We start from the raw sequence: 25,836 nt of genomic DNA, 5'->3' as shown, positions 1-25,836 counted from the left end.
ATAATTTAGCGCCAGTACTCGGCAATCCACTTAGTCGGCAGAACTTTCCGATACCACTTGCCGCTTCGGCCTTCCAACGCGTCATCCGGGTGCGGTTTGCCATGGAAAATAATAACTTTTGCTTCTTCAGGTATACGTGGCTCTTGGAAAAAGCTTAATGGGAACGGGCGCAGACAATGGCGCTTAAAGCTACGACACCACTTTTCCGGCCAGTACGTCAGCTTGTTTTGGCGGTCAACAAAATGCGTAATGTACTCTTGTTCATTCCGTACGTCAGCGATAGCCGCTTTCGGATCTTTTTTCAGATGCTCTAACGCGTCTTCATGAGCGCCAATATCAAAACGAAATACCGATGTATTCCCGGTAGCGTCAGATTTATCCCACTCTTTGATCACCATAAACTCGCCTTCCGGCTCAAAAAACTCGTCCAGGCTTCCAACAATAATAATATCCAGATCCAGGAATAACGTAGGGCCTTCGAGATCATAAAGCGGGTTCGCAAAGCAAGTAAGCTTTAACCAGCCATGACCTTTTGACCACGGAACTTGTTCGTCAAAGTCTTTAAAGCCAATTTTAGGAATCGCTTTTACTTCAACGTCGTCGTTAATTCCCTCAAAATCATCGGTAAAACAGACAAAACGGAACGGTCGACTAAGGTGACGACTGACCATTGAATGCAATGTATTGACATAATCGGGGCCATACTTTTTACCCCATTTAATGCAAATGACGTTGACCGGTTTTTGCTCTGATGAATTTTCGTTACCCGCTACCTGGTTCATAACTGCTCCTGAATCTGAAACTACCGCGCATAATGCCATATTTTGGGGCATTTAGGTATGCCGATCTGAATCCCTGAATAGAACGTAATAGAGCCATCAACCCTAAATCCTCACTGCTTATGAAAATTCATACTCTACGACTAATACTTGGCGACCAACTCAATGCCAGACATTCGTGGTTCAGACAAAAGGACGCGGGTGTAATTTATGTAATGATGGAGCTCAAACAAGAAACTGATTACGTTGTTCACCACCGGCAGAAGGTATTAGCCTTTTTCGCAGCAATGCGGGCTTTCGGTAACGCTCTAAGCTCTGCTGGACATCAAGTAAACTATATAAAACTTGATGATGACACTAATGAGCAAAGCCTGACTCAGAACCTTCAGCAATTAATGAAAAAGTACGAAGTGACCACTCTGGAATGTCAGCAACCCGACGAATACCGGCTCGATCATCAACTGAAAAGCTGGGCCGGCGCCAATAACATTAATTTGAACTGGTTTGATACAGAACACTTTCTTACCGGCCGCAACTCGCTAAAAGAGTATTTCCCCAATAGCGAAAACTACTTAATGGAAACCTTCTATCGAAAGGTCCGTAAGCAATACGATATTCTAATGGAGGGAAGACGTCCGACTGGTGGCCGCTGGAATTACGATAAAGAAAACCAGAAAAAGATTCCCGCAAATCATGACCTAGAACCGCCTTTAATCTTCTCCAATGACGTATCGGATATAGATGAACTGCTGCGTAGCAGTGAAATTAAAACCATGGGACAAGCGAACGCGGCTCAACTGATATGGCCAGTTAACCGAAAACAGTCTAAGCAGTTGCTTGAACATTTTTGTCAATTCGGACTCCCTGATTTTGGTCGTTATCAGGACACCATGGCAACAGAAAACAACGTTGGGGAATCTCACTGGAGTCTTTATCACTCAAGAATTTCATTTTCTTTAAACACCAAAATGCTGCATCCGTTAGAAGTAGTCAACGCTGCTATTGATGCCTGGTCCAAAAATAAAGACAGCATTTCACTCGCTCAAATTGAAGGCTTCTGCCGGCAGATTATTGGCTGGCGAGAGTTTGTGCGGGGCATTTACTGGGCACATATGCCAGACTATAAAAACCTTAACGATCTTAACCACACCAGAGCGCTACCGGAGTTTTACTGGACGGCTAAGACCAAGATGAACTGCCTGCATTATGCCATTAAGCAGTCGTTAGACTATGCCTACGCCCATCACATACAGCGGTTAATGGTAACCGGAAATTTCGCACTGCTGGCCGGCGTATCACCGGATGCTTTGGATGACTGGTATCTTGGTATTTATATTGATGCCATTGAGTGGGTAGAACTGCCCAATACGCGCGGCATGAGTCAGTATGCCGACGGCGGGCTGATAGCAACCAAACCCTACATTGCCAGTGCCAACTATAAGCAAAAAATGGGGCACTATTGTAAAGAGTGCTATTATGATCCGAAGAAGAAAACCGGTGAAAAAGCTTGTCCTTTTAACAGCCTGTACTGGCATTTTATTGAACGACATAAAGAACGCTTTAAAGATAATCACAGAATGAGCATGATGTATCAGGTGTGGAATAAAAAAACCGAAGAAGAACAGCAGGCGTTAATGAAGCAAGCCGAAACTTATTTGGATAATATCAACGAGTTATAAAAGGAAGCACTAATGAATAAATGGATAGTGTCGTTATTTTTTACGTTTCTACTGAGTGCCTGTAACTCTCAACCAACGCCGGTAGCCGAAGTTGTTGACGACTTTGAAGCCGAGCGCTACCTGGGTAAATGGTACGAAATAGTCCGCATGCCACACAGCTTTGAAGAGGGCTTGCAAGGTGTTACCGCAGAGTATCGCTTAAATGGTGATGGCACGCTGGAAGTGACCAATCGAGGCTATCATGTCAAAAATGAGGAGTGGCAAACCGCTATTGGGTTGGCTGAGCCGGTCGAAAATATGGATGCCGCGTATCAGGTTACCTTCTTCTGGCCCTTTTATGGCGGTTATTACGTAAGTTGGTTAGGTGGTGATTATCAGCAGGCAATAGTAACCAGCGACTCACACGAGTATTTCTGGTTTTTATCGAGAAGTCCTGATGTTTCTCAGGCAGATATTGATTACGCCTTAGCCAAGGCTCATGAGTGGGGATATGACATCGACCAGATGATCATTGTTGATCATCCGGCCGAGTTAAGAGACGCTAATTAACTAAAACGACGCGCGGCACCTTTACCGGAGTTGCGCTTAGGTCCGCCACGAGCATCGCGGTCACGCGGTGGGCGTGGCGCACGTTTAACTTGCTCATCACTTAGTTCCAGACCCATAGGCTGTTGACGCACACGAGCTTTTTTCAGTACATGCATAATGTCTTTTGGCATGCCTTTTGGCAATTGCACTAAAGAGTGATTATCAAACAACTGAATTTGCCCAATATACTTGCTGTCCATTGACGCTTCGTTAGCAATGGCTCCAACAATGTCTCCCGGACGTGCGCCGTGCTCACGACCGACCTGAATCTTATAGGTTTCGAAATCGACATCCGCTGCACGACTGGTGGTGCGCTCTGCACGAGGTTTGCGCTTATCACCACGGTCACTGCGTTCATTACGACCTGAACGCTCGCTACGCTCACTGCGTGCTTCACGTACCTGACGGTCTTCTTTCAGGAACAACGGACGCTGCTCATTATGCTGAGCCAATAACGCTAAAGCAATTTCTTCAGCACTTAACTCTGACTGTTCCAGCCACTCGCCTAGCAGTTTCTCTAGCTTAGGCTTATCGGCGCTTGCGGTTTCAGGAGCCAGTGACGCCTGCAACTTCTCTAACAATTGTTGCTGACGGTACTTGCTCAGTTCATTTGCGTTTGGTACTTCAAAGAACTCAACCGGTGCATTGGTTAAGCGCTCATAGTGACGCAACAAATGACGTTCTTTTGCACGGAAGAAAAGAATCGCTTCACCGGTACGGCCCGCACGACCAGTACGTCCAATACGGTGAACATAAGATTCAGTATCGCTTGGTAAGTCATAGTTAATAACGTGCGTAATTTCAGGAACGTCTAAGCCACGAGCAACAACGTCGGTCCCTACCAGAATTTCGATGTGTCCACTACGTAACTGACTGACAGTCTGCTCACGCTGAGCCTGGTTCAAGTCACCGCTTAATGGCGCCGCTTTAAATCCGTTGCGTTGCAATAATTCAGCCACATCCATCGTATCCTGACGGGTACGTACGAAAATCAGTGCGCGCTGATACGGAGTCACTTCTAACAATCGAGTCAGAGCGGTCATTTTCGTCATGCCCTGAACTTTCCATGCTTTCTGCTTAATCGTCGCTTTTTCGCGGGCAATAGCTTCAATCTGAATGTTCAGCGGATCTTTCAGGAAAGTTTTTGCCAGTTTGCGAATTGCATTCGGCATAGTTGCTGAGAATAACGCGCGTTGCGCCGTATTCGGTACAGCTTTTAGAATCGTCTCGATGTCTTCAATGAAACCCATGTTAAGCATTTCATCAGCTTCATCCAGAACGCCCACTTTCAAACCATCTAGTTGCAGGACGTTTTTATTCAATAAGTCGATAAGACGACCCGGGGTACCAACAACAATAGCGGTTCCCTGCTTCAGGGCTTTAACCTGAGGACCAAATGGAGCGCCACCGTAAACGGTTGCTACGCCAACGCCACGCATTTTCGCAGCAAAGCCTTCAAGCGCTTCAGCTACCTGAATAGCCAGCTCACGAGTTGGAGTTACGACTAATACTTGAGTTTGCTTAACCGACGCATCAATTTTTGCCAGTGCAGGCAGACCGAATGCAGCAGTTTTACCGGTACCGGTCTGAGCTTCGCCCAGCACGTCTTGCCCTTCCAGCAATGCAGGAATAGCCTGTAGCTGAATAGGAGTCGGAGTTAAAAACTGCATTGCGTTTAATTGTTCAAGCACAGCACTAGGTAAGGCCATGTCGTTAAACGACAGACCCGTTTGAGTATTTGACATATTTGTCTCACTTTATTCCCGTTTGCCCATTGGCAAACACAATAAAAAAGGGGTTATGGCCCGGCAACAGGAATCAGTGTTCAGTCTCTAAACTGTCTGGACTGGAATCAGGCGCTGCAACCCCACGAATCAAGGGTGACCGCTGCCTCATCAGTTATGCGGTGTTCCTTGAGGAACGGCGGATTATACGTTTTTTTACTCAAAAAGCAATGCCTTTGACCTTTTTTTCACCAAACGCATCTATTTCCGTCAAAATAATCGAAAAAGTTGAACCATTTCTTTTTATATTGCCTACATTATTAGAGTTATTCTCAAATTTGGAGGAATTATGTCAGCACATTCTATGTCATCCCTGACTAAGAAAGACTGCTTTATTGAAGGTCACTGGGTTCCTACGGACAAACGTTTCTCAGTCACTAACCCGGCAACTGGCGAAGTAATAGCCGAGGTTGCTGACGCTGACGAAGATTTAACTCAACGTGCCATAAACGTTGCAGACACCGCTCTTAAAAGCTGGCGCAAGAAAACCGCCCGTGAACGCGCGATGCTGCTGCGTAAATGGTACGAAGCCATGATGGACAACAAGCAGGCACTGGGTGAATTAATGAGTGCCGAGCAAGGTAAGCCCGTCGCCGAAGCCGTTGGCGAGGTCGAATACGGCGCCAGCTTTGTTGACTGGTTTGCCGGTGAAGCTGAACGCATCGATGGCGATATATTACCCAACGCTGATAGCAGTAAGCGTGTAATGGTCACTAAAGAGCCGGTTGGTGTCTGTGCGGCCATTACCCCATGGAATTTCCCCAACGCCATGATCACTCGTAAAATTGCGCCGGCACTGGCAGCGGGCTGCACTATCGTGGTTAAGCCACCGCAATTAACTCCGCTTTCTAGTCTGGCATTAGCCCAACTGGCTAGTGAAGTTGGCATTCCCGACGGCGTTATTAATATTATTCCGACCAGCGATGCTAAAAGTGTAGGTAAACGTCTGGCGACCTCACCACAGGTTCGCAAGCTGTCATTTACCGGCTCTACAGGTGTCGGGAAAATTCTAATGCAGCAATGTTCAGAGCACGTCACAAAATTGTCTCTTGAGCTTGGTGGTAATGCTCCATTCCTGGTCTTTGACGATGCCGATATAGAGCAAGCCGCGGAACAGCTAATAGCCTGCAAATTCCGCAATGCCGGGCAAACCTGTGTTTCAGCGAACAGGATACTGGTACAACAGTCTGTAGCCGAAAAATTTACCGACGCGGTTGTCAGTAAAGTGAAAGCTCTGAAAGTAGGGCCCGGTACAGAAGAAAATGTCGACCTAGGTCCGCTTATCGATCAGGACGCTGTTGATAAAGTACAACGTTTAGTACTTGCTGCTAAGTCTGACGGTGCAACCATAGAAACTGGCGGTTCAGTAATGACCGAGTTAGGCGATTTATTCTATGCGCCAACGGTCATTACAGGTGTAACCGAAGAAATGGATATTAGTGAAGAAGAAATCTTTGGTCCGGTAGTGGCTATTAATACCTTTGAAACAGAAGAAGAAGGCATTGAAAAAGCCAACAATACTCCATTTGGCCTGGCTTCTTACTTCGCAGCCAAAGACACCGCTCGTATTTTCCGTGTAAGTGATGCGCTTGAATACGGCATGGTTGGTGTGAATACTGGTGGCATATCGCACGCTTATAATCCATTCGGTGGCATCAAAGAATCCGGTGTTGGCCGTGAAGGTTCTAAGTACGGTATTGATGAATATCTTGAGTTAAAAACGGTGACTCTTGGCGGACTTGGATGAACCCGTTTGAAAACACACTGAAGCAATTAAAAAGCCATTTTGACAGCGGGCTCACTCGTCCGCTGTCATGGCGTTTAAATCAACTTCAGCAACTTCAGCGATTTCTTACGGAGAACGAAAAGTCTTTACTGCAAGCTCTAAAGTCTGATCTCAACAAACACCCTAGCGAAGCGCGTTTAACTGAATTACAGTTCCTCCAAAGCGATATTAAGCAGACAATTAAAGCTCTGCCAAAGTGGAGCAAGCCTCGCAAAGTGGGTAATCCTTTACTGGCGTGGCCGGCAACCAGCCAGTTAATTCCTGAACCGCTTGGCGCCGTACTTATTCTGGGAGCCTGGAACTACCCTTTACAATTACTTCTGGCGCCTTTAATTGCAGCCATTGCCGCTGGCAACTGCGCTGTCATAAAGCCCTCTGAACATGCAACAGCAACAGCAGACCTACTGGCTCACCAGTTACCAGACTACCTGGACAATGCCGCAATAAAGCTCGTGACAGGATCCGTAACCGAGTCACAACAACTGACAGCACTGCCCTTCGACCACATTTTCTATACTGGCGGAGAAAACGCAGCCAAAGCAATTATGGCGTCTGCCGCAGAAAACTTAACCCCGGTTACGCTGGAGCTTGGCGGTAAAAGCCCGGCGGTAGTTTTAGCCGACGCACCCATTCAAGTTGCCGCCCGCCGTATTATCTGGGGTAAGTTTCTTAATGCAGGCCAAACCTGTATTGCGCCGGATTATGTGCTGGTAGAGGATAGCGTGAAAGAGCCGTTAATTGCCGCCATGCAGCACGAACTCATCAGTTTTTACGGTGAAGATCCTCAGCACAGCAGTGATTACGGCAGGATCATCCATCAGCAGCACTGGCAGCGCCTGACGCAAATGCTGGAAGGCGAAAACGTGGTTGTCGGTGGAGACTCTGATAAGAGCGAACGTTATATTGCACCCACAATAGTGGATGGTGTAAAAGACGGCAGTGCGCTCATGCAGGAAGAAATTTTTGGTCCAATATTGCCTGTTATAACCATTAAGTCAGCAGCGGATGCCATTGAGGAAATCCGTCGTCATCCAAAACCATTAGCACTCTATGTGTTTAGCAACAATCAGCGCCTGCTTGATTTATTTACACAGCAAGTGTCTGCCGGCAATGTTTGTTACAACGACACACTCATGTTCATGCTGAACGACGAATTGCCTTTTGGTGGCGTTGGTCGCAGTGGTATGGGTCGCTACCATGGTAAATGGGGCTTTGATACCTTCAGCCATTTAAAACCCGTGATGACACGCAGTTTTCGTTTCGACGTCGTTTTGCGCTACCCGCCTTACAGCAAGTTAAAAGATAAAATCTTATCCTGGTTTAGTCATTAACCATTGAAATTATGGACTCGCGTCTGCATATCTCTGATAACAGAGATTAAAGTGGCTTATTAAAACAGGAGCGTCGCAGCTGATGTCCGAATCCAATATCGTTAACCTTGACTTGCAGAACTTTCAGCAAGTTTTGCTGGAAGGCTCAAAAGAAAAACTCATTATTATCGATTTTTGGGCTGACTGGTGTGAACCCTGCAAACAACTTATGCCAGTGCTTGAAAAGCTGGCTATGCAATACAGCGACCAGGTTATTCTGGCCAAAATAAATTGTGATGAACAACAAGAATTAGCCGCCCAGTTTGGTATTCGCAGTTTACCTACCGTAGCCTTTTTTAAAGACGGTCAGCCAGTTGACAGTTTCGGTGGAGTGAAAACCGAAGGTGAAATTCAGGAAATACTAACGAAACACCTGCCCAGTCCGTCAGACGACTTAATTCAACAAGCTCAGACAGCTATGGGCGAAGGTGACGCGAATACGGCTTATACTCTGGCTAAACAAGCTTACGATTTAGACAACACTAATATGCAGGCTCTTAAACTGCTAGCCGAAGCTGCGGTCGATGCTGGCCGGTTGGATCAGGCCAAAGAGCTGGTCGCTAAGATTCCACTGGTAGAGCAAGACGGTGACTACCAACGTATAAAAGGCAAGCTTGAGCTGGCGGAAGACGCCGCTGACTCTCCAGAGCTACGCGCTTTACAGGAGCAAGTAGAAAATACCCCCGATGACCTGGCTTTAAAATTACAGTTAGCACTTAAGTTTCATGAAGCAAGTCGTGATGAAGAAGCCCTGCAGCAGGTTTTCACTGTATTAGGTAAAGACGTCAATTTTGCTGATGCGAAAAAATACGCACTCGACATTATCAATTCATTACCCGATGGTGATCCTCTGGCAGCGACCTATCGTAGAAAGCTTTACAGCACAATGTATTGAAGACCTGTATTGATGGTTGTTCACTAGCAGCAGTGTTTGGCCGGCTTCCCCAGCCGGCTTCTTTTTGTCCTGACGTTTTGTGATAATAAGCTCATGCAGGAAAACTATAATCAAGACATTCAGTCCGGTGCGCTCCAACCCGATAAATATCAGTTAGAGGCGGTAAAGGCGCTGCAGCAACGACTGGACTCACTTTCTCGCGGACATAAACCGAAAAGTCTTTACTTATTTGGCCCGGTCGGCCGGGGGAAAACCCTGCTGATGGACATGTTTTACCAACATCTTCCGAAAGGTCAGTCTATTCGACTGCATTTTCACCATTTTATGGCCAAAATCCACGAAGAACTGAATAGCCTTCAAGGCGAAGCTAACCCTATGCAGATTATTGCTAAGAGGTGGTCGCACCACTATTCAATAATCTGTCTGGATGAGTTTTTCGTTGAAGATATTGGCGACGCAATGATTTTAGCCGGACTATGGCATGCGCTGTTCAACGAGGAAGTTAGTTTAATAACAACCTCGAACGCCCCACCTAATGAGCTTTACAGAGATGGTTTGGCGCGCCATCGCTTCGAACCTACAATAGAGTTGTTGAATAAGGAGTGTGACTGTCTGGACTTGGGTATGGGCGTTGATTATCGCCGACTGCACGAAGCCGATTTACCCTATTACCTTAAGCAAGGCACGCTGCAACAGCTCCGTTCACTCGCAGAGAGTCATTTCGGCCGCACAAAAGAAACCCCCTCCGTTCGGATAATGAAGCGTGAAATTCCGTGCTTATGGCACAACAATAAAGTGATTGGTTTTGACTTTATGTCTCTCTGCTCCGGCCCCAGAAGTCAGCGCGACTATATGGAACTGGCCGATCGTTATGCTGCTATAGCGGTGCATCAGGTTCCGGCTTTTTCTTATATACCAGATAAAGACCTGGTACATGGTGTAGAGGAAACATACCAGCGCGAACATCAGGCAAATATTGTCAGCAAACTGGATAACGAAGCCCGTCGTTTTATAGCTCTGGTCGATGAGTGCTATGACCGAAAGTGTCACTTATTGGTAACCGCCGAAACCGACATCGATAAATTATATCAGGCCAGACAATTGGCTTTTCCTTTCCGGCGTTGCGTTTCACGACTTTTTGAAATGCAGCAATGGGGTGACTCAGTTGCAGGAAACACGCTGGTAAAAAGACGCCAATCTGTTCCAGAGAGTTGAATTCCCTGTATTTACCAGCGTGTTGAAACTGAGTTAATTAAATGTTATATGACTTGCAACAAATTCCAATATTACAATTGTCATGGATGTTAAAATAAGTTTTGTTTCCAAGCCGGATTTCCCGCATTCTGCCGCACAAACAGTAATTAGCTGCTTGCCGTTAAATTAACGCCTTGCTAGGATTGCTGGAATTTGCTGAACAGCAGCGCTTAAAAAGCGTAAAACAAAAACGATAAAAGAAGGTTCAGAATGAGCGAACAACGCGATCAATTTAGCTCTAAGATTGGCTTTATATTAGCGGCGGCAGGTTCTGCCGTCGGCATTGGTAACTTAGTTGGGTTCCCCGTTGCTGCCACTAAAAATGGCGGTGGGGCATTTTTAATTATCTATGCGTTATTCGTTGCCTTTATCTGCGTGCCAGTTATGTTGGCAGAAATGGGCCTGGGCCGACGCGCTCAAAAAAGCCCTCTAGGATCTTACAAAGCATTATCGCCAAACAATAAAGGCTGGCATCTTGCTGGCTTACTGGCAGTTATCACGCCATTTATGATTGCGGTTTTCTACATGGTCATCACGGTGTGGATCTTCGGTTACCTCTGGCATTCAGTTACCGGCAACCTCGATATGCTCGCCGACGCCGAATACTTTGGCCAATTCGTAAACGACTACGGCTTTGTTGGTTTCCTTATTGCAGTGACAATAATCGTCAATGTTATCTTGCTTGGTGGTGTTCGTCAGGGGATAGAGAAAGCCGCGAAATTCCTGATGCCAGCGCTGTTTATTATGCTCATTCTGCTGGTTATCTTTGTTCTGTCACTGGATAACGCCGTGCTCGGACTTGAGTTTTATCTGGTTCCCGACTTTTCAAAAATTGATGGTTCAGTAATCAACGGCGCATTATCACAGGCCTTTTTCTCGTTATCTCTCGGTATGGGCATTTTAATAACCTACGGCTCTTATTTCAGCCGCAGGGACGACATTGTGACCTCTGGTAAACTGGTTGCTTTAACAGATACAGCCGTTGCTTTTACCGCCGGTTTAATGACTCTCCCCGCGATATTCGCCATCAATCCCAATACCAACCCGGATTCATTGAGTGACTCCTCGGTTAGTATGATTTTCTCTTTCTTTCCGCAAATCTTTATCGCTCTGGAAGGCGTTGTCGGCTATGTTGGCGCAAGCATTGCCGCTACTATCTTTTTCCTGCTGACCTTTATTGCTGCTATTACATCTTTGGTTTCTATTCTTGAAGTACCAACCGCAGCGGTTATTGAGCAAGCGAAGATAAGCCGTAAAAAAGCCCTGCTGGTTATGGGTATCGCCGTTACTGTACTGACTCTTATTGCCGCGACCTCTTTTGGTTTTGTTCCGGCATTCACTGAGTTTACTTTCTACGCTGACACGCCTAAGTCAGTTTTTGATGTAATCTACGACGTTTTTTACGACACCATCTTGCCACTGAATGGCCTTTTGATTTGCTTGTTTGTCAGCTTCCACTGGCGCCGTAAAAACCTGGATGCAGAACTTGCTGAAGGCAACCCCGGTTATCCGAATACACTACTGGCCAAATATGTACGTCTATCTATCTGTACATTCATTCCCTTGATATTAGCGGCGGTATTTATTAATACAGTGTTAACTAAATTCTTCGCTTATCCTATTTTCTAAAATGGCAGAGCGCAGCGGTTACCGACAACTTCAACTGCTGCAAGATGCGAGCCTCTGGCGCGAATACTGCGAGGCTCGCTCTGAAAGTTCTATCTACTTATCAAACCTACAGACTCATGCCGATGCCGTACTCTCCCGTTACCGCGATTATCTGGGGCATGAGTTTGAACAAGTCTGGATAGACTGCCACGACGGTTTGCACGCCGACGCCATAGCAGCGCTTTGTGGCACCGTTACCGCCGGTGGTCTGTTGTCTATTTTACTCCCGGCTGAGAGCAACGCCATGAGTCACCGCATGGAGCGTTTTGCCGCAAAGCACTTTGCCGAATCAAACATCAAACCCTATTCATCGGTCAATAAAACTGAAACACGCTCAGCAAATGAGACGCTACAGCTAACGAATGAGCAGAACTCTATTTTTAACGCTCTTACACAAAGCACAGCAAAACCATACGAAACTCATATCATTACCGCCGAACGCGGCCGCGGTAAAAGTACCCTGTTAGGCCAGGCGCTTGCCCAAGCAAAAGAGCACCGCTCGATTATTGTGACGGCACCGCGAAAAGCCAATGCGAAAGTTTTACTACAGCAAGCGCCGGAAGCTCATTTCGTCGCCTGGGATAAGCTGCTGGAACAACCCGGTAATTCGGAAGTAACATTAATTATTGATGAAGCTGCGGGTCTGCCATTGTGGGCAACAGAACAGCTATGCCAAAAATTTAATCCCTGGTTGCTTGCCACAACCGTTGCTGGTTATGAAGGTTGTGGTCGTGGTTTTGCTGTGCACTTTACCGACTGGGCCAGGAAAACCTTGCCACAGGTATCTGTTCACCAGCTAACTCAACCATTACGCTGGCCCGCAAATGATCCATTAGAGCAGTGGCTAACCGAGACTTTTCTACTGAACGAGCAACCAGTAACACAATTCGGGAGCCGGGAGTCCGGCACTTTTATTAAACACGCATCGGAACTTGAAGAAGCTTTGCTGCAACAATGTTTTCAACTTCTTCTCAGCGCACATTACCAAAGTAGCCCGAATGACCTTAACCTGCTGCTGACCGAACCCGGACATAAGCTCGCATATCAGTCCACAAACGGCGAAGTTACTGCGGTTGCCTGGCTTATGAGTGAGGGACCCATTTTATCGCCATTAAAAGAAGAAGTCAGACAAGGGCAAAGACGCCCCAAAGGAAATTTACTGCCTCAGGCCATAGGCTACTTTCTGCAACAGGACTGGGCTATGGATTTACATTGGCTAAGAGTTGCACGTATTGCGGTACCAGCTGCGAAAAGACGACGTAAAGCCGCCTCCGAATTGCTGGCTGAGATTTACCGGTGGGCCCTGGACAACAATTACCAAATGCTGGGCACCAGTTTTGCCTGGTCACAGGGACTGGATAATTTCTGGAAGAAAAATGGCTATGACCTTTGGCGCCTCAGTAGCCGTATAGACAGTGTGTCCGCACGGCCGGCGGCTATTTATGCACTCCCACTAACCAATGAATTCACTGAATTATACCGGGTATGTCAATTGCTCGGTCAGTGGGGACAAAACCAGCTACAATGGTTGTCAGATGGCAAAGAGATGCTGCAACTGACAGACGAACACAATGAGATAAGAACAAGCCTTATTCAAGCCTATCGCAGTAAGACTATCCCGTTTGACGCGGCACATTTTGCCTTAGCTCAGTGGTTCTACTGGCAACATAGTAATCACCCTCTAACCGAACTGCTGTGTAACTCATCGACAACACTCAAACATCTGGGCGAGTATTGGGGTGGAGTATCTCAGCGTCAGGCGAATGAAAATCTCTGTAAAGAAGTATGCTTACTGCACTAATGTGACTTGTTGTTTTGACAGCAAATTCCTATGATCACCGCAGAACCTAAACAGGAAGCCCAACCATGATTCGTTATTCAGCTTTTATTCTTTGTTCAACTGTGTTGATACTGAGTGCCTGTAGCTCGTTTGAACAGGAAAAAGAACAACCTGACGGCCCTTACCCCGAAACTAAAACCGTCGAGCAGCAAGATGATTATCACGGTACCCGAGTTGAAGATCCTTACCGCTGGCTGGAGCAGGACAACCAGGAAGTGTCTAATTGGGTGGATGCGCAAAACCAGTTATCTACTCCTTTATTGCAAAATCTTCCGGCGTTCGCGGACATTAAAGACCGCATGACTGAACTGTGGAATTATGAAAAAGTCAGCACGCCTTTTCGCTATGCCGACCGGTATTTCTACTTCGCAAATGACGGCCTTCAAAATCAGTCCGTGCTATACACCATGACCGATTTAAACAGTGCGCCGGATATTCTGATTAATCCTAATAACTTCAGCGACGACGGAACCGTGTCGCTGGCACGTATTAACGTTTCTCCCGACGCTACCTATGTTGCTTATGCCACTTCTGACGGCGGCAGCGACTGGACGGAAATAAAAGTCCGTAATGTAGAGTCAGGAAAAGACACCAGCGACGTTATTGAAGGGGTTAAATTTACCGAAGTTGCCTGGCTACCAAATGAACGGGGGTTTTATTACAGCCGCTACCCTGAAAATAAAGACGGCAGCTTTGATGATACAAAACCCGTCAGTGTTTATTTTCATAAACTGGGAACCAAACAAAGTGACGATGAGCTGATTTTTGCTTTTGACAACCAGCCCGAACTAAACCCTTACGCCAAAGTATCAGACGACGGTAAATACTTACTTATTGATGTTTTTAAAGGCTACGACGCTAATGCCGTCTACCTGCGTCCGCTAGCACAGGAAAATGCACCTTTTAAAGGGCTTTTCACCAAGTGGGACGGCCAATATCAGTACGTTACCAGCCAAAAAGGCCTGCTGTATTTTAAGACTACTAATGAAGCGTCGACAGGTCGTGTCGTTGCCGTTGATCCTAAACAATCTGAACCTGAGAACTGGACAGAAATTATTGCTGCTAAAACTCATACACTGAAAGACGTACATGCAGTAAATGGTCAACTATTTGCGCATTATTTGCAGTCAGCGCGCTCGCGAGTGGCTATCTTTGATATAAAAGGAACCATGCTTCAGGAGCTGGCTTTACCCGGTATTGGCTCAATTAGCGGTTTTGAAGGCAGCCATAAAGCACCCGATGTATTCTTTTCCTTCAAAAGCTTTACCGAACCGGGAAAAATCTATCGCTACCAGCCTGACCAGCAACGTACCACCTTGTGGTATGAAACCAAAGTGCCAGCCGAATTAGATCAATATACAACTGAGCAAGTGGTATACAACAGTGCCGATGGCACCGAAGTTCCAATGTTTTTAGTGCACGACAAGAACATTGAGCTTAACGGCGAAAACCCAACGCTGTTATATGGTTATGGCGGTTTCAATATTTCTATTACGCCAGATTACGACACAACCCGTCTTGTCTGGTTAGAAATGGGCGGCGTACTAGCCATTCCAAATCTTCGCGGCGGCGGTGAATTTGGTGAAATGTGGCATCAACAAGGCACTAAAGAAAACAAGCAAAACGTCTTTGACGACTTTATTGCCGCGGCTGAATGGTTAATAAACAACAACTACACCAACAAGAACAAGCTGGCTATTCAGGGACGCAGTAACGGCGGTTTATTGGTCGGCGCTACCATGACTCAGCGTCCTGAGTTGTTTGCCGCAGCCCTTCCTGCCGTTGGTGTTATGGATATGCTGAGATACCAACTGCCCAGCGCCAATGCACGAGGCTGGGGTAGTGAATTTGGTTTAAGCGAAAATAAAGAGGAGTTCAAAACTCTTTATGCTTACTCGCCGGTGCACAATACCGAGAGCGGCACCTGTTATCCGGCAACCTTGATCACCACCGGCGATCACGATAATCGAGTGGTTCCATGGCACAGCTACAAGTTTGCAGCTGCACTACAACGTGACCAAAGTTGCGACCAACCCATACTGTTAAATGTAGAGACTCGCGCTGGTCACGGAGCCGGTACACCAACATGGATGCGCATTGAAGAACATGCCGAAAACTGGGCATTTTTACATAAGCATTTAGGCATGAATTCAGAGGCAGCACAAAGCAACGCTTCTGAATGATGATTCCATAAAAATATGCTATCTTTCGCAGCAACTTTATTAGTTAAAAGATTTCTGTGAAGGATAGCATTCATGTCTAAAGTTCTAATTATTGGTGCCGGCGGTGTTGCTGGCGTAGTCGTACAAAAATGTGCAGGCCTACCTGAAGTATTCTCTGAGATTCATCTTGCCAGCCGTACCCTTTCCAAATGTCAGGCTCTGCAGGAAAAAGCCGGTAAAGACCGCGTTGTAGGAGTGTATCAGGTAGACGCCGATGACTCTGCAGAAGTAGTTGAGCTTATTCGCGGCATTAACCCGTCACTGGTTATTAACGTTGCGCTTCCATACCAGGACTTACCTATCATGGATGCGTGCCTCGAAACCGGCGTGCACTACCTGGATACCGCAAACTACGAACCAAAAGACGAAGCGAAATTTGAATATTCGTGGCAGTGGGCTTATCAGGAACGCTTTAAAGAGAAAGGCTTAATGGCCTTGTTGGGTGCCGGTTTTGATCCGGGTGTTACCAACGTATTTACGGCTTATGCCGCCAAGCACTACTTTGACGAAGTGCATTATCTGGACATTGTTGACTGCAACGGTGGTGACCACGGTCAGGCCTTTGCAACCAACTTTAACCCGGAAATTAATATTCGCGAAATTACCCAAAAAGGTAAGTATTGGGAAAACGGCGAATGGCACGAAACCGACCCTATCAGTGTGCGTAAAGATCTGGACTACCCTAATGTTGGTGTTCGCCCGTCTTACCTGTTGTTTCACGAAGAGCTGGAATCGCTGGTTAAGCACTTTCCAACCATTAAACGCGCGCGTTTCTGGATGACTTTCGGTGAGCAGTATCTGACTCACTTACGGGTACTTGAAAACGTTGGCATGACCTCTATCCAGCCGGTAGAGTTTGAAGGCAAAAAAATTGTACCGCTCGAGTTTCTGAAGGCGGTACTGCCTAACCCGGGTTCTCTGGCGGAAGGCTATACCGGAAAAACCTGTATTGGTACCTATGTCACAGGGCTGAAAGACGGTCAAGAGAAGACTATTTTCATCTACAACAACTGTGACCATGCTGAAACGAACAAAGAAGTAGGTGCTCAGGCGGTTTCTTACACCACCGGCGTACCGGCAATGATTGGCGCATCAATGATGTTGCAGGGTCATTGGATGGAACCAGGCGTCTGGAATATGGAACAGTTTGACCCGGACGAGTTTATGGAGCGGCTAAACAAATATGGCCTTCCATGGCAAGTTCTGGAATGCGATAAGCCATTTGAGAAGTAACAGAGAAGACAACGCATGAGTCAATATACATCGCCGGAAATTCCGTCTCCTTGCTATGTGCTGGACGAAAAGCTGCTACGCAAAAACCTCGAGCTGATGCAAAAGGTACAGGAGCAAAGTGGTGCCGACATTATTCTGGCACTGAAAGGCTACGCCATGTGGTCAGCTTTTCCGCTTATTCGTCAATATCTTAAAGGCTGCACAGCCAGTTCTGTCTGGGAGGCAAAGCTGGCAGCGGAGGAATTTTCGCGCGAAGTTCATGCTTATGCGCCAGCTTATAAACAAGAAGACATCGACGAACTGCTGCCGTTAGTGAATCACTTGTCTTTCAACAGTGTCTCTCAATGGCACAAGTACCGCGAACAGACAGCTGATGCCGGAGTTTCCGTTGGTCTGCGTATTAACCCCGAGCATCAGGAAGCTGAAACTGAGCTTTATGATCCCAGCGCACCGGGCTCTCGTCTGGGTATTCGTGCCAGCGAACTTAAGCAGCAGGACTTAACCGGCGTTGAAGGTTTGCACGTGCACAACCTGTGCGAGTGCGACTCTTTTGCCCTTGAGCGCACTCTGGAAGCCGTGGAAAACCGTTTTGGCGAACAGCTAAAACAAATGAAATGGTTAAATCTGGGTGGCGGACATCTCATGACCCGTCAGGGCTACGATGTTGATCATCTGATAAAGCAGTTAAAGCGCCTGCGCGAAACCTACGACCTGCAAGTGATACTGGAGCCCGGCTCTGCCGTTGCCTGGCAAACCGGTCCGCTGGTCTGTGAAGTGGTGGATATTGTTGAGAACCAGGGGCAAATTGCTTTACTGGATATTTCAGCCACGGCACATATGCCGGACGTGCTGGAAATGCCTTATCGCCCGGTCATTACCGGAGCAGGTTTACCAGCAGAAAAAGCCTTCAGTTATCGCTTAGGCGGCAATAGTTGTTTAGCCGGTGATGTTATCGGTGAGTACAGTTTTGATCAGCCGCTGGCTGCTGGCGACCGCTTGGTGTTTGAGGATATGATGCATTACACCATGGTGAAAACGTCTTTCTTTAACGGTGTTCAACACCCAGCCATTGGTATTTTGCGGGAGAATGGACAGTTCGATTGTGTACGACAATTTAGTTACGAAGATTTCCGCAATCGCTTGTCTTAAACACAAATAAGCTTTCGCAGTTCAAATCAAAGGCCACTTAGTCCTATATACTCTAATCAAGTGGCCTTTTTGCTTTCTCAACCACCGAAGGTGGCATTCTCTCAGCCAGCTTTGCAAGCTTCTGTTCAATATCCGCATAAGTCCGCTTATCAGCGGTAATTGAATTATGCAGCCAATGATAAGCTTTTTCATAATCATAAGGGCTGCCTTCATCGGCCAGCAGAATATCGGCAAAGCGTCGTTGCGCAGGCAAATTCCCTAACGATGCGGCTTCACGAAGGTACAGAATGGCACGCTCAATGTCTTTTTGCACCAAAACCCCTTCATGGTAATAGCGACCTAACTGCTCCAGAGCTTCCAGTAAGCCATGCTGAGCTGCTTTCTCCATATACAGCAGGCCAAGTTCGGGGGCACGGTCATAACACACACCCCAGGCCATCATGTCGCCATAAAGAAACTGATAAGTCGGTCGGCGCTCAAGCTCGGCCTGAGCTTCAATATCCTGTGCCAACTGGCAGCGATCGGTATCGCGTACCCGTTTCAGATGCGCATTAGTTGCAAACATCTCAACCAGTTCCGCGTCTGAATATAACTGTACCGCTTCAACATCCTGCGCCTGCGCCTTGTGCATAGCGGTCAATCCGGCTACAGCAATCAGCATTGGAATGACTATCTTCATAAAGTTGCCTGTGGTCTCTCTGAATATACCTAAAAGCTTAACTGCTTAGGTTATCGGCACAGAGTCGCAAACCCTTAAACAACAAATCGTCATAACGACAAAATTCAACCGACAAGGTTCGCATCAAATGCTCACCATCACCACCGGTGACCACCACATCAAAAGGCTGGTCAGAAAAATAGCGGCCGGACAACTGAATCGCTTGTGCAATAGCACCGGTTAAAGCCGCTTCAGCCCCTTGGGTAATACCGTCAAAAGTATCCAGCCCGGCAGCTAAACCATCACGCTCAATATCATTTACCGTAATGCCCTTTAAATTAGCCGTACCCTGACCCAGGGCATTTAGCATTAACTGTCGTCCGGGAACAATCCAGCCGCCAAGATGACGGCCATCAGCCATCAACCAGTCAATGGTCAGCGCAGTACCCGCATCCACAATCAGCGCGTTCTGTTTCACTTGCTCATGACAACCGAGTAAGGCCATCCAGCGGTCCGAGCCGAGGCGCTCAGGTTCTTTAGTGTAACCATTAGTAACCCCTGCTTGCTGTGCTCTGGTTTTTTGCCAGAAAACTTTTATACCCAGTTCCGCCAGCGAGCTATTTAACGTATCCATAACCTGAACAGCGGCCACACTGCAACCAATGGCCTGCTGTTCGCGTTTTAGCTGACGGCCGCTAATAACCTCAAGAAGCAAATCTTTTAGCGGCTGACTTAAATCGTTTAGCCAGCTTTGATGAGAAATAGCTCCCAGAATCTCTATTTTATCGGTGTCAGCATCCCACCATGCAAACTTGCTGCGGGTATTGCCCGCATCAATTAGTAGCATCTTGCGCCCTCAATGAAACTTCACCACCAAAATAACGACGTACGCCCTGCTCATCTTCTACCAGTAACGCACCATTTTCGTCGATTCCACGACAGGTTCCTAAACAAACTCTTTGCCCCATAATGAGCTTCACCGGCTTATCCAAAAAGCAGTCGTATCGGCGCCAGCTTTGCTGAAAAGCAGCCAGCCCGTGTTGTTCGTATTGCTGTAAAGCCGACAGCACAGAGGCACGTACCTGCGCCGCAATATGATTACGCGACATTGGCTGCGGCAATTCAGTGTTCAGATCCGTCCAGGCCTGATCAATGCTCGCACCAACATGCTCTGGCATGGTTAAATTAATGCCAATACCAATAATGCTGTGCGCAGCGCCTTCAGGCGAGGTTTCAAGGTCGACCAGTATTCCGGTCACTTTCTTCCCGCCAATGTAAACATCGTTAGGCCATTTTACGCTAACGCCTTCAATACCCAGGTCGGTAAAACATTCCGCTAAGGCGACCCCGGCCGCAAGGCTTAACCCCATGGCGCCATGAATACCGTCATCTAAAGGCCAGTACACACTAAAGTAAAGGTTATTGCCAAAGGGCGAAATCCATTTTTTCCCACGACGCCCGCGTCCGGCGGTCTGAGCTTCGGCGAAAATAGAAAACCCCGCTTCTAAAGGCCCTTCTTTGGCCAACTCTTTAACCCGGTCGTTACTGGAATCAACCACCGACTTCACTTCAAACTCCGGCGACTGTCGCCACTCTTCCGGGCTTTCCTTTTCAATAACCCCCGCTTGCAAAAGCTCTATCGGCCGGGCAAGCTTATAGCCACGCCCGGTTACCGAAAACAGCTCAAGCCCAAGCTCTTCAAGTTTATGAATGTGTTGGTTTACCGCAGCCCGGGATATAGTCAGAGACTCACCAATTGCCTGCCCGGAATGAAACTCACCATTAGCCAGTAAAGTAATTAACTGATCAAGACGTTCTGCCTGCTTCATTTCTCTACCGCCAACTGCACAAGACCATGTTGGCCTACCAGACGAACTTCAGGTTCGAGCATAATGCCACTGGAATCCGCCACTTGTTTCATAATTTTTAGTGCCAGTTGCTTAATATCACTGCCCGTGGCCTGTGCTTTATTAATCAACACCAATGCCTGATACGGGTTAACCGCAGCATCGCCGACAAATGCTGACTTCAAACCTAAATGCTCAATGAGCCATCCAGCCGCCACTTTCACCTGGTTATCGGCTACCGGGAAATAGACCATGTCAGGCCATTTCAGCAACAGCTGATCAAGCTGAGCTTTGGTGATAACCGGGTTTTTGAAAAAGCTGCCGGCATTGGGTATAACTTTTGGATCCGGTAACTTTCTCTGGCGCACTTCCACAACCGTATCGAAAATTTTCTGGGCACTCACATGCCCCTGAAGTTGGTTCAACGGAGCATAGTGGGTAACCGGCTGCCAGTCTTTGGGCAACCGAAACACCACGGAAGTTATCAACCAACGGCCAGGGTGTTGCTTGAATACACTGTCGCGATACGCGAACTGGCAGGCTTCTCTGTTCATAGAAACCCAGCACTTTTCTTTAATGTCCCAGGCGGTTACCTGCTCAATAAAGGTTGCCACCTCGACCCCATAAGCCCCAACATTTTGCACTGGGGCAGCACCGACTGAGCCCGGAATTAGCGCTAAGTTCTCCAGCCCGTCGATACTTCTTGCGCGTAAGTCAGCAACAAAGTTATGCCAGTTCTCGCCTGCTGCGGAAGTAATTAAATAAGAGCTTTCCTGTTCTTCAATGCAGACACCCAGTAGCCGGTTGCAAATGACGGTTCCATAGAAGTTATCGACAAATAAGGTGTTACTACCCTCACCAAGCAAATAATAAGGTTCCTCAAATGCTAAATCCTCGACGTCGTCGCTGCTTTTCAGTTCAATTAAGGAACGGCATTGTGCCGGGAGTTTAAATGTGTGTCGCTCGGCAAGCTCTATCAACTTCTGGCTCCTCCCGCCTTTCGGGTACTAATGTATTTTAAAAATGCTTTTAATGCGGCAGGCTTAGCCGGCTTAGGTAAAAACTGCAGACCGCTTTTGCGGGCGGCCTGCTTCACAGAATCATCGCGCATGGCTGTTACCAAAGCGGCCGGTATCTGTTGCTGCCAAATATCACGTAATTCCTGCGCCAACTGCAAGCCGTCACCGTCACCTAACTGATAGTCTAATAACAGTCCGTGCGGGGCTTTGTTCTGGCTGTGAGCCTTAGCATAAGCTAAAGCTTTACTATAGCGATTAAAGGTCAGGGCTTCGCACCCCCACTTATTCAGTAGCGCACTCAACGCGCTTAGGTTTTCATTGTCGTCATCGACTACAATAAGCTGTAAAGGATCAGATAACGCGTCTTCCAGTTGTTTTTTCGGCCGGCTGACAACCTGAGCAGCATTACCTAAGGGCACTCGTACCGAAAAACACGAGCCTTTACCTTCAACCGACTCAACCTGTACGTCACAGTTCAACTGCTCACCCATACGTTGCGCGACACTTAATCCAAGGCCGACACCGTCTACAGTTTGGTTCTGCACCCGATAAAATGCATCAAACACTTTATTCTGCTGCTGAGCCGCAATACCTGGCCCGGTATCCCACACGGCTATCTGAAGCTCATCTCCGCGCTTGCGCACACCCAACAACACGCTGCCTCTTTGGGTGTATTTTATGGCATTAGATAAAAAGTTCTGCACAATTCGGCGCAAATACGTTGGGTCAGTGTACACCGGCCGGTCTTTATAAAATGCACGAAAATCCAGCTTCCGCTGCTCGGCCAGCACCGCATATTCTTCAACCAGCGGTTCCAGTAATGAGCTAAGCTGCACATGCCGGAACTGCGGTTTTAAAGCTCCCTGATCCATTTTTGCTATCGACAATAAGGTCGAGAGTAAATGCTCAGTTGACCCAAGCGCAGTATCCAGCTTGCCAACTAACGACAAGTTCCGCTCCGAAAGTTCTTTTTCCTGAATAGCCGAAAGGTATAAACGCGCCGCATTAAGAGGCTGTAAAATATCATGACTGGCCAGCGCCAGAAAACGCGTTTTAGAAGCATTGGCCGCTTCCGCTTCGGCCTTGGCTTTTTTCAGCTCGTCCTCAACTTGTCGGCGCCTGTCTATTTCTGCTGTCAGCTCCTGGTTTATCTCGCGTATTTCCTGGGTCCGAACGTCAACCCGCTGTTCCAGATCAATATTGGCATCTTCCAGTGCCTGCTGGGTTTCAACGTGCGACGTAATGTCGGTAAAGCTGGTAACGAAGCCGCCGGTCGGCAAAGGGTTACCTACCATTTCTATCACCCGGCCATCGGCGCGGCGACGAATAAAACGGTGTGGCGACCCCAACTGCATATAACGCAAACGCTTATTAACCAATCCGTCAACGTCACCAGGACCACATTCTCCGCGCTCTGCGTTATAACGGATAAGGGTGGCTATAGGCTGTCCGGGTTTCACCATGCCCTCAGGGTACTGGAATAAATCCATATAGCGTTTATTCCAGGCCACCAGTCTCAGCTCTGCATCGACAACACTAATGCCCTGAGCCAAATTCTCCAGCGAGCTAAACAAAATAGATTGCTGAGTTTGCAGAGCTTGCGTTGTATCGTCAAAGAAGTGAACAACTTCTTCTAAATTTAGCTGCTTATCGCGCAGTGCAGCATCGACAAGAGAGCGCGCCGTGGCAGAGCCAAGTACACCAGCTATCGCTCTTTCCACAAAACTGATAAAGGTTTTTTCAGCCACACCTTCCAGCGGAAGCTCAGTGTTTTCCGGACGCTGATAATACTGCATTAACTGCTGAGCCCGTTCCGCCCCTAAAAAGGTCCTTAACAGCAACAACATATCGGCATTGGTAGCACTGTCATTTTTGTTGAAATGTAAATCGGGTAAAGCGGCTCGGGGTTTAACAAAAGCCGTAGCCTGAATACGGTCAACCAGGCGAGGTTTTGCCAACAATGAAAATACAATGAACCCGAAGCAATTTAAAGCTAAAGAAACTACAGTACCGCGGGTTATTATTTCTACATCGGTGAGCTGAAGGTCGGTGTATAAAGGTATTAGTACCGCTAAAACCCAGCCGACTGAACCTGCAGCCAACCCGGCGTAAACACCCCGCGCGTGGCCTTTACGCCAATACAGAGCGGCCAGCAACGCCGGCAGCAACTGCAACACCAACGAGAACGCCAACAAACCAATACTGACCAGGTTAGTCCGGGCTGCCCAGAAGTAATAACATAGAAACGACAGCACCATAGTAACGGCAATAGCCACACGCCGAATTAATAGTAATGCCCTGTCGTATTCACGGCGCCGATGTTTTAGCGGCAAGCGCGACTCGCGCTGCAGCAAAATGGGCATGATAACGTCGTTAGTTATCATGGTGCTTAAGGTTACGGACGCGATAATCACCATGGCTGTTGCTGCGGATATACCACCAATAAAAATAACCAGTGATAACCAAAGCTGGTCTTTGAGTAACGGCAGTTGCAGCGCAAACGTTGAACCGTCGGTGGTTGCTGACAAATAGAAAGTTCCTGCAATAGCAATGGGGACAATTGCGGCAGCGGTCAGCGCCAGATACAGAGGAAAGCCCCAACGAGCCGTGCGTAAATGCCGGACATCAACATTGTCCACTACCGCCACATGAAACTGTCTGGGTAAACACAAAATTGCCCCGGCCGCCATTAGGGTTTGTACAATGAACTCAAACTCGCCAAAGGCTGCAAATGACCACTGAGGTTTCGTTGCGTCACTGAATGAACTGAATAAGTCCGATTGCGCGTCTCCCTGAATCAGGAACCAGGCAAAAACACCAGCTGCCAGCAATGCAACCAGTTTGATCATCGACTCAACAGCAATAGCCAGTATCATGCCACTGCGATATTCAGTGACTTCGACGTGGCGGGTACCAAACAACATAGCAAAAATTGCCATTAGCGCAGCAGCACCCAGTTCTTTTATCGAAAACTGTGCCATCACTCCAGAGCTTTCAGTCAGAACCGCAAAGCTAATGCCCACAGCTTTTAACTGAAGCGCAATGTAAGGAATAATAGCAACGGCAGCAATGGCGGTAACAGCCACGGCAAGCCGGCGGCGTTTACCAAAGCGGGAAGAAATAAAGTCGGCTATTGAAGTAATATTTTGTTGTTTACTAACCGAAACCAGCTTTTCCAGAATTCGGATACCAAACAAGAACAGCAAAATTGGCCCGAGCAAAATAGGAAAGAACGCCCAACCGTCAACTGCTGCATTACCCACAGCGCCGTAATACGTCCAGGACGTGCAGTAGATGGCCAGCGACATAGAGTAGACAACTGGCTTGTGACTGATTTTATTCGCCCACGAGCCTAAACGGTCGCCCCAGGTGGCAACTGCGAAGAGGAAAATCACATAAGCCAGCGAGGCAAATATCAGTAACCAGGTCATAATTGCAGACGTTCAGCCACCAAAACTGCCTGGGTACGACTGTACACTCCCAGTTTGCGGAAAATTGCCGTAATGTGTGCTTTGACTGTTGCTTCAGTAATGCCCAGTTGATAGGCAATTTGTTTGTTCAGCAAGCCTTCATGAAGAAAGTGCAAAACCCGGTACTGCTGCGGGGTAAGCTCCGAAACCTTTTGTGCAAGCTGCTGATCTTCGTCCGAAATCACATCGAGACGTTCTCTGTTTTCTTTCGGAACCCAGGTGTCGCCCTGCAGGATGGTATCTATTGCTTCGGCTATTTCTGCAGAGGGTAATGATTTTGGAATAAAGCCCAAAGCCCCAAAGCCAATGCACTTGGCCACAATCGAGGAATCCTCACTACCGGAGATGATGGCAACAGGAAGCAGCGGATAGTCTTCTCTGACACGAATAAGACCATACAAGTCACCACTGCCGGGCATGTGTAAGTCCAGCAGCAATAAATCGACATCGTCGTCGTTATTCAGTGCAGTCAGAGTTGAGTCTAAGTCTTCAGCTTCGCGTAAGGTCAGCTCAGAAAAGTGATTCGCGAGAGCGCCCTGCAGCGCCTCGCGAAACAATGGGTGGTCATCTGCGATTAAAAATTTCGCCATGAGAT

The 25,836-nt window shown here is 47.5% G+C and carries 19 protein-coding genes; 11 read left to right on the top strand and 8 right to left on the bottom strand.

Annotation, left to right across the window (positions count from 1 at the left end):
* Nucleotides 1-5 precede the first annotated feature (5 nt).
* Nucleotides 6-782 carry a glycosyltransferase gene (locus DEU30_RS10875; RefSeq protein ID WP_114982175.1) on the bottom strand — a complete coding sequence of 259 codons (777 nt, stop codon included), beginning with the start codon at nt 780-782 and terminating at the stop codon, nt 6-8.
* Nucleotides 783-901: 119 nt separating this feature from the next.
* On the opposite strand from DEU30_RS10875, the gene DEU30_RS10870 reads away from it, so the two are divergent.
* Both DEU30_RS10870 and DEU30_RS10865 read left to right on the top strand, forming a co-directional pair.
* Nucleotides 902-2,458: a cryptochrome/photolyase family protein gene (locus tag DEU30_RS10870; RefSeq protein WP_114982176.1), complete on the top strand. Its 1,557-nt coding sequence runs from the start codon at nt 902-904 to the stop codon at nt 2,456-2,458.
* A gap of 12 nt (nt 2,459-2,470) precedes the next feature.
* Nucleotides 2,471-3,007, top strand: coding sequence for a lipocalin family protein (locus tag DEU30_RS10865; protein ID WP_114982177.1), 537 nt, complete (start codon nt 2,471-2,473; stop codon nt 3,005-3,007).
* Here the strand turns inward: DEU30_RS10865 and DEU30_RS10860 are convergent.
* On the bottom strand, nt 3,004-4,791 hold the full coding sequence (locus DEU30_RS10860; protein ID WP_114982178.1) for a DEAD/DEAH box helicase: 1,788 nt from the start codon (nt 4,789-4,791) through the stop codon (nt 3,004-3,006). The two genes, DEU30_RS10865 and DEU30_RS10860, sit on opposite strands and share 4 nt — an antisense overlap.
* A 343-nt stretch (nt 4,792-5,134) precedes the next feature.
* Between DEU30_RS10860 and DEU30_RS10855 the strand changes: the two genes are divergently transcribed.
* The 9 genes from DEU30_RS10855 to nspC all read left to right on the top strand — a co-directional run bounded on the left by DEU30_RS10855 (nt 5,135) and on the right by nspC (nt 18,247).
* The gene (locus tag DEU30_RS10855; RefSeq protein ID WP_114982244.1) at nt 5,135-6,577 is read left to right on the top strand and encodes an NAD-dependent succinate-semialdehyde dehydrogenase; all 1,443 of its coding nucleotides are present in this window, start codon (nt 5,135-5,137) and stop codon (nt 6,575-6,577) included.
* Complete coding sequence (locus tag DEU30_RS10850) at nt 6,574-7,947, top strand: aldehyde dehydrogenase family protein (protein ID WP_011235221.1); 1,374 nt, start codon at nt 6,574-6,576, stop codon at nt 7,945-7,947. The genes DEU30_RS10855 and DEU30_RS10850 overlap by 4 nt, the downstream gene beginning before the upstream one ends.
* An 82-nt stretch (nt 7,948-8,029) precedes the next feature.
* A complete protein-coding gene (gene trxA, locus DEU30_RS10845) occupies nt 8,030-8,881 on the top strand; it encodes a thioredoxin (RefSeq protein ID WP_114982179.1) in 852 nt (283 codons plus the stop codon).
* 93 nt (nt 8,882-8,974) lie between these two features.
* Nucleotides 8,975-10,096 (top strand): cell division protein ZapE, encoded by a 1,122-nt coding sequence (gene zapE / locus DEU30_RS10840; protein WP_114982180.1) that lies wholly within the window; start codon nt 8,975-8,977, stop codon nt 10,094-10,096.
* Nucleotides 10,097-10,345: 249 nt separating this feature from the next.
* Nucleotides 10,346-11,764, top strand: a complete 1,419-nt coding sequence (locus DEU30_RS10835) for a sodium-dependent transporter (protein WP_011235224.1) — start codon at nt 10,346-10,348, stop codon at nt 11,762-11,764.
* Nucleotide 11,765: 1 nt separating this feature from the next.
* Nucleotides 11,766-13,604: a GNAT family N-acetyltransferase gene (locus DEU30_RS10830; RefSeq protein ID WP_114982181.1), complete on the top strand. Its 1,839-nt coding sequence runs from the start codon at nt 11,766-11,768 to the stop codon at nt 13,602-13,604.
* Nucleotides 13,605-13,669: 65 nt separating this feature from the next.
* Complete coding sequence (locus DEU30_RS10825) at nt 13,670-15,826, top strand: prolyl oligopeptidase family serine peptidase (RefSeq protein WP_114982182.1); 2,157 nt, start codon at nt 13,670-13,672, stop codon at nt 15,824-15,826.
* 72 nt (nt 15,827-15,898) lie between these two features.
* Complete coding sequence (locus DEU30_RS10820; protein WP_114982183.1) at nt 15,899-17,098, top strand: saccharopine dehydrogenase family protein; 1,200 nt, start codon at nt 15,899-15,901, stop codon at nt 17,096-17,098.
* Between the two features lie 15 nt (nt 17,099-17,113).
* A complete protein-coding gene (gene nspC / locus DEU30_RS10815) occupies nt 17,114-18,247 on the top strand; it encodes a carboxynorspermidine decarboxylase (protein ID WP_114982184.1) in 1,134 nt (377 codons plus the stop codon).
* Between the two features lie 52 nt (nt 18,248-18,299).
* On the opposite strand, the gene DEU30_RS10810 is transcribed toward nspC, so the two are convergent.
* Genes DEU30_RS10810 through DEU30_RS10785 form a run of 6 tightly spaced genes read right to left on the bottom strand, consistent with a single transcriptional unit; the run spans nt 18,300 to nt 25,831 of the window.
* Nucleotides 18,300-18,926, bottom strand: coding sequence for a tetratricopeptide repeat protein (locus DEU30_RS10810; protein ID WP_114982185.1), 627 nt, complete (start codon nt 18,924-18,926; stop codon nt 18,300-18,302).
* Nucleotides 18,927-18,963: 37 nt separating this feature from the next.
* Complete coding sequence (locus tag DEU30_RS10805; RefSeq protein ID WP_114982186.1) at nt 18,964-19,752, bottom strand: type III pantothenate kinase; 789 nt, start codon at nt 19,750-19,752, stop codon at nt 18,964-18,966.
* Entirely contained in the window at nt 19,739-20,734 is a 996-nt protein-coding gene (birA, locus tag DEU30_RS10800; RefSeq protein WP_114982187.1) for a bifunctional biotin--[acetyl-CoA-carboxylase] ligase/biotin operon repressor BirA, read from the bottom strand. The genes DEU30_RS10805 and birA overlap by 14 nt, the downstream gene beginning before the upstream one ends.
* Nucleotides 20,731-21,732, bottom strand: coding sequence for a UDP-N-acetylmuramate dehydrogenase (gene murB / locus DEU30_RS10795; RefSeq protein WP_114982188.1), 1,002 nt, complete (start codon nt 21,730-21,732; stop codon nt 20,731-20,733). The genes birA and murB overlap by 4 nt, the downstream gene beginning before the upstream one ends.
* On the bottom strand, nt 21,729-25,202 hold the full coding sequence (locus DEU30_RS10790; RefSeq protein ID WP_114982189.1) for a PAS domain-containing hybrid sensor histidine kinase/response regulator: 3,474 nt from the start codon (nt 25,200-25,202) through the stop codon (nt 21,729-21,731). Before DEU30_RS10790 ends, murB begins: the two co-directional genes overlap by 4 nt.
* Nucleotides 25,199-25,831, bottom strand: a complete 633-nt coding sequence (locus DEU30_RS10785) for a response regulator transcription factor (RefSeq protein WP_011235234.1) — start codon at nt 25,829-25,831, stop codon at nt 25,199-25,201. The genes DEU30_RS10790 and DEU30_RS10785 overlap by 4 nt, the downstream gene beginning before the upstream one ends.
* Between the last annotated feature and the right edge of the window lie 5 nt (nt 25,832-25,836).

Origin of the sequence: Idiomarina sp. 017G (assembly GCF_004362265.1) — a bacterium.
Taxonomy (GTDB): domain Bacteria; phylum Pseudomonadota; class Gammaproteobacteria; order Enterobacterales; family Alteromonadaceae; genus Idiomarina; species Idiomarina loihiensis.
This window is presented reverse-complemented; position numbering and strand designations above follow the sequence as displayed.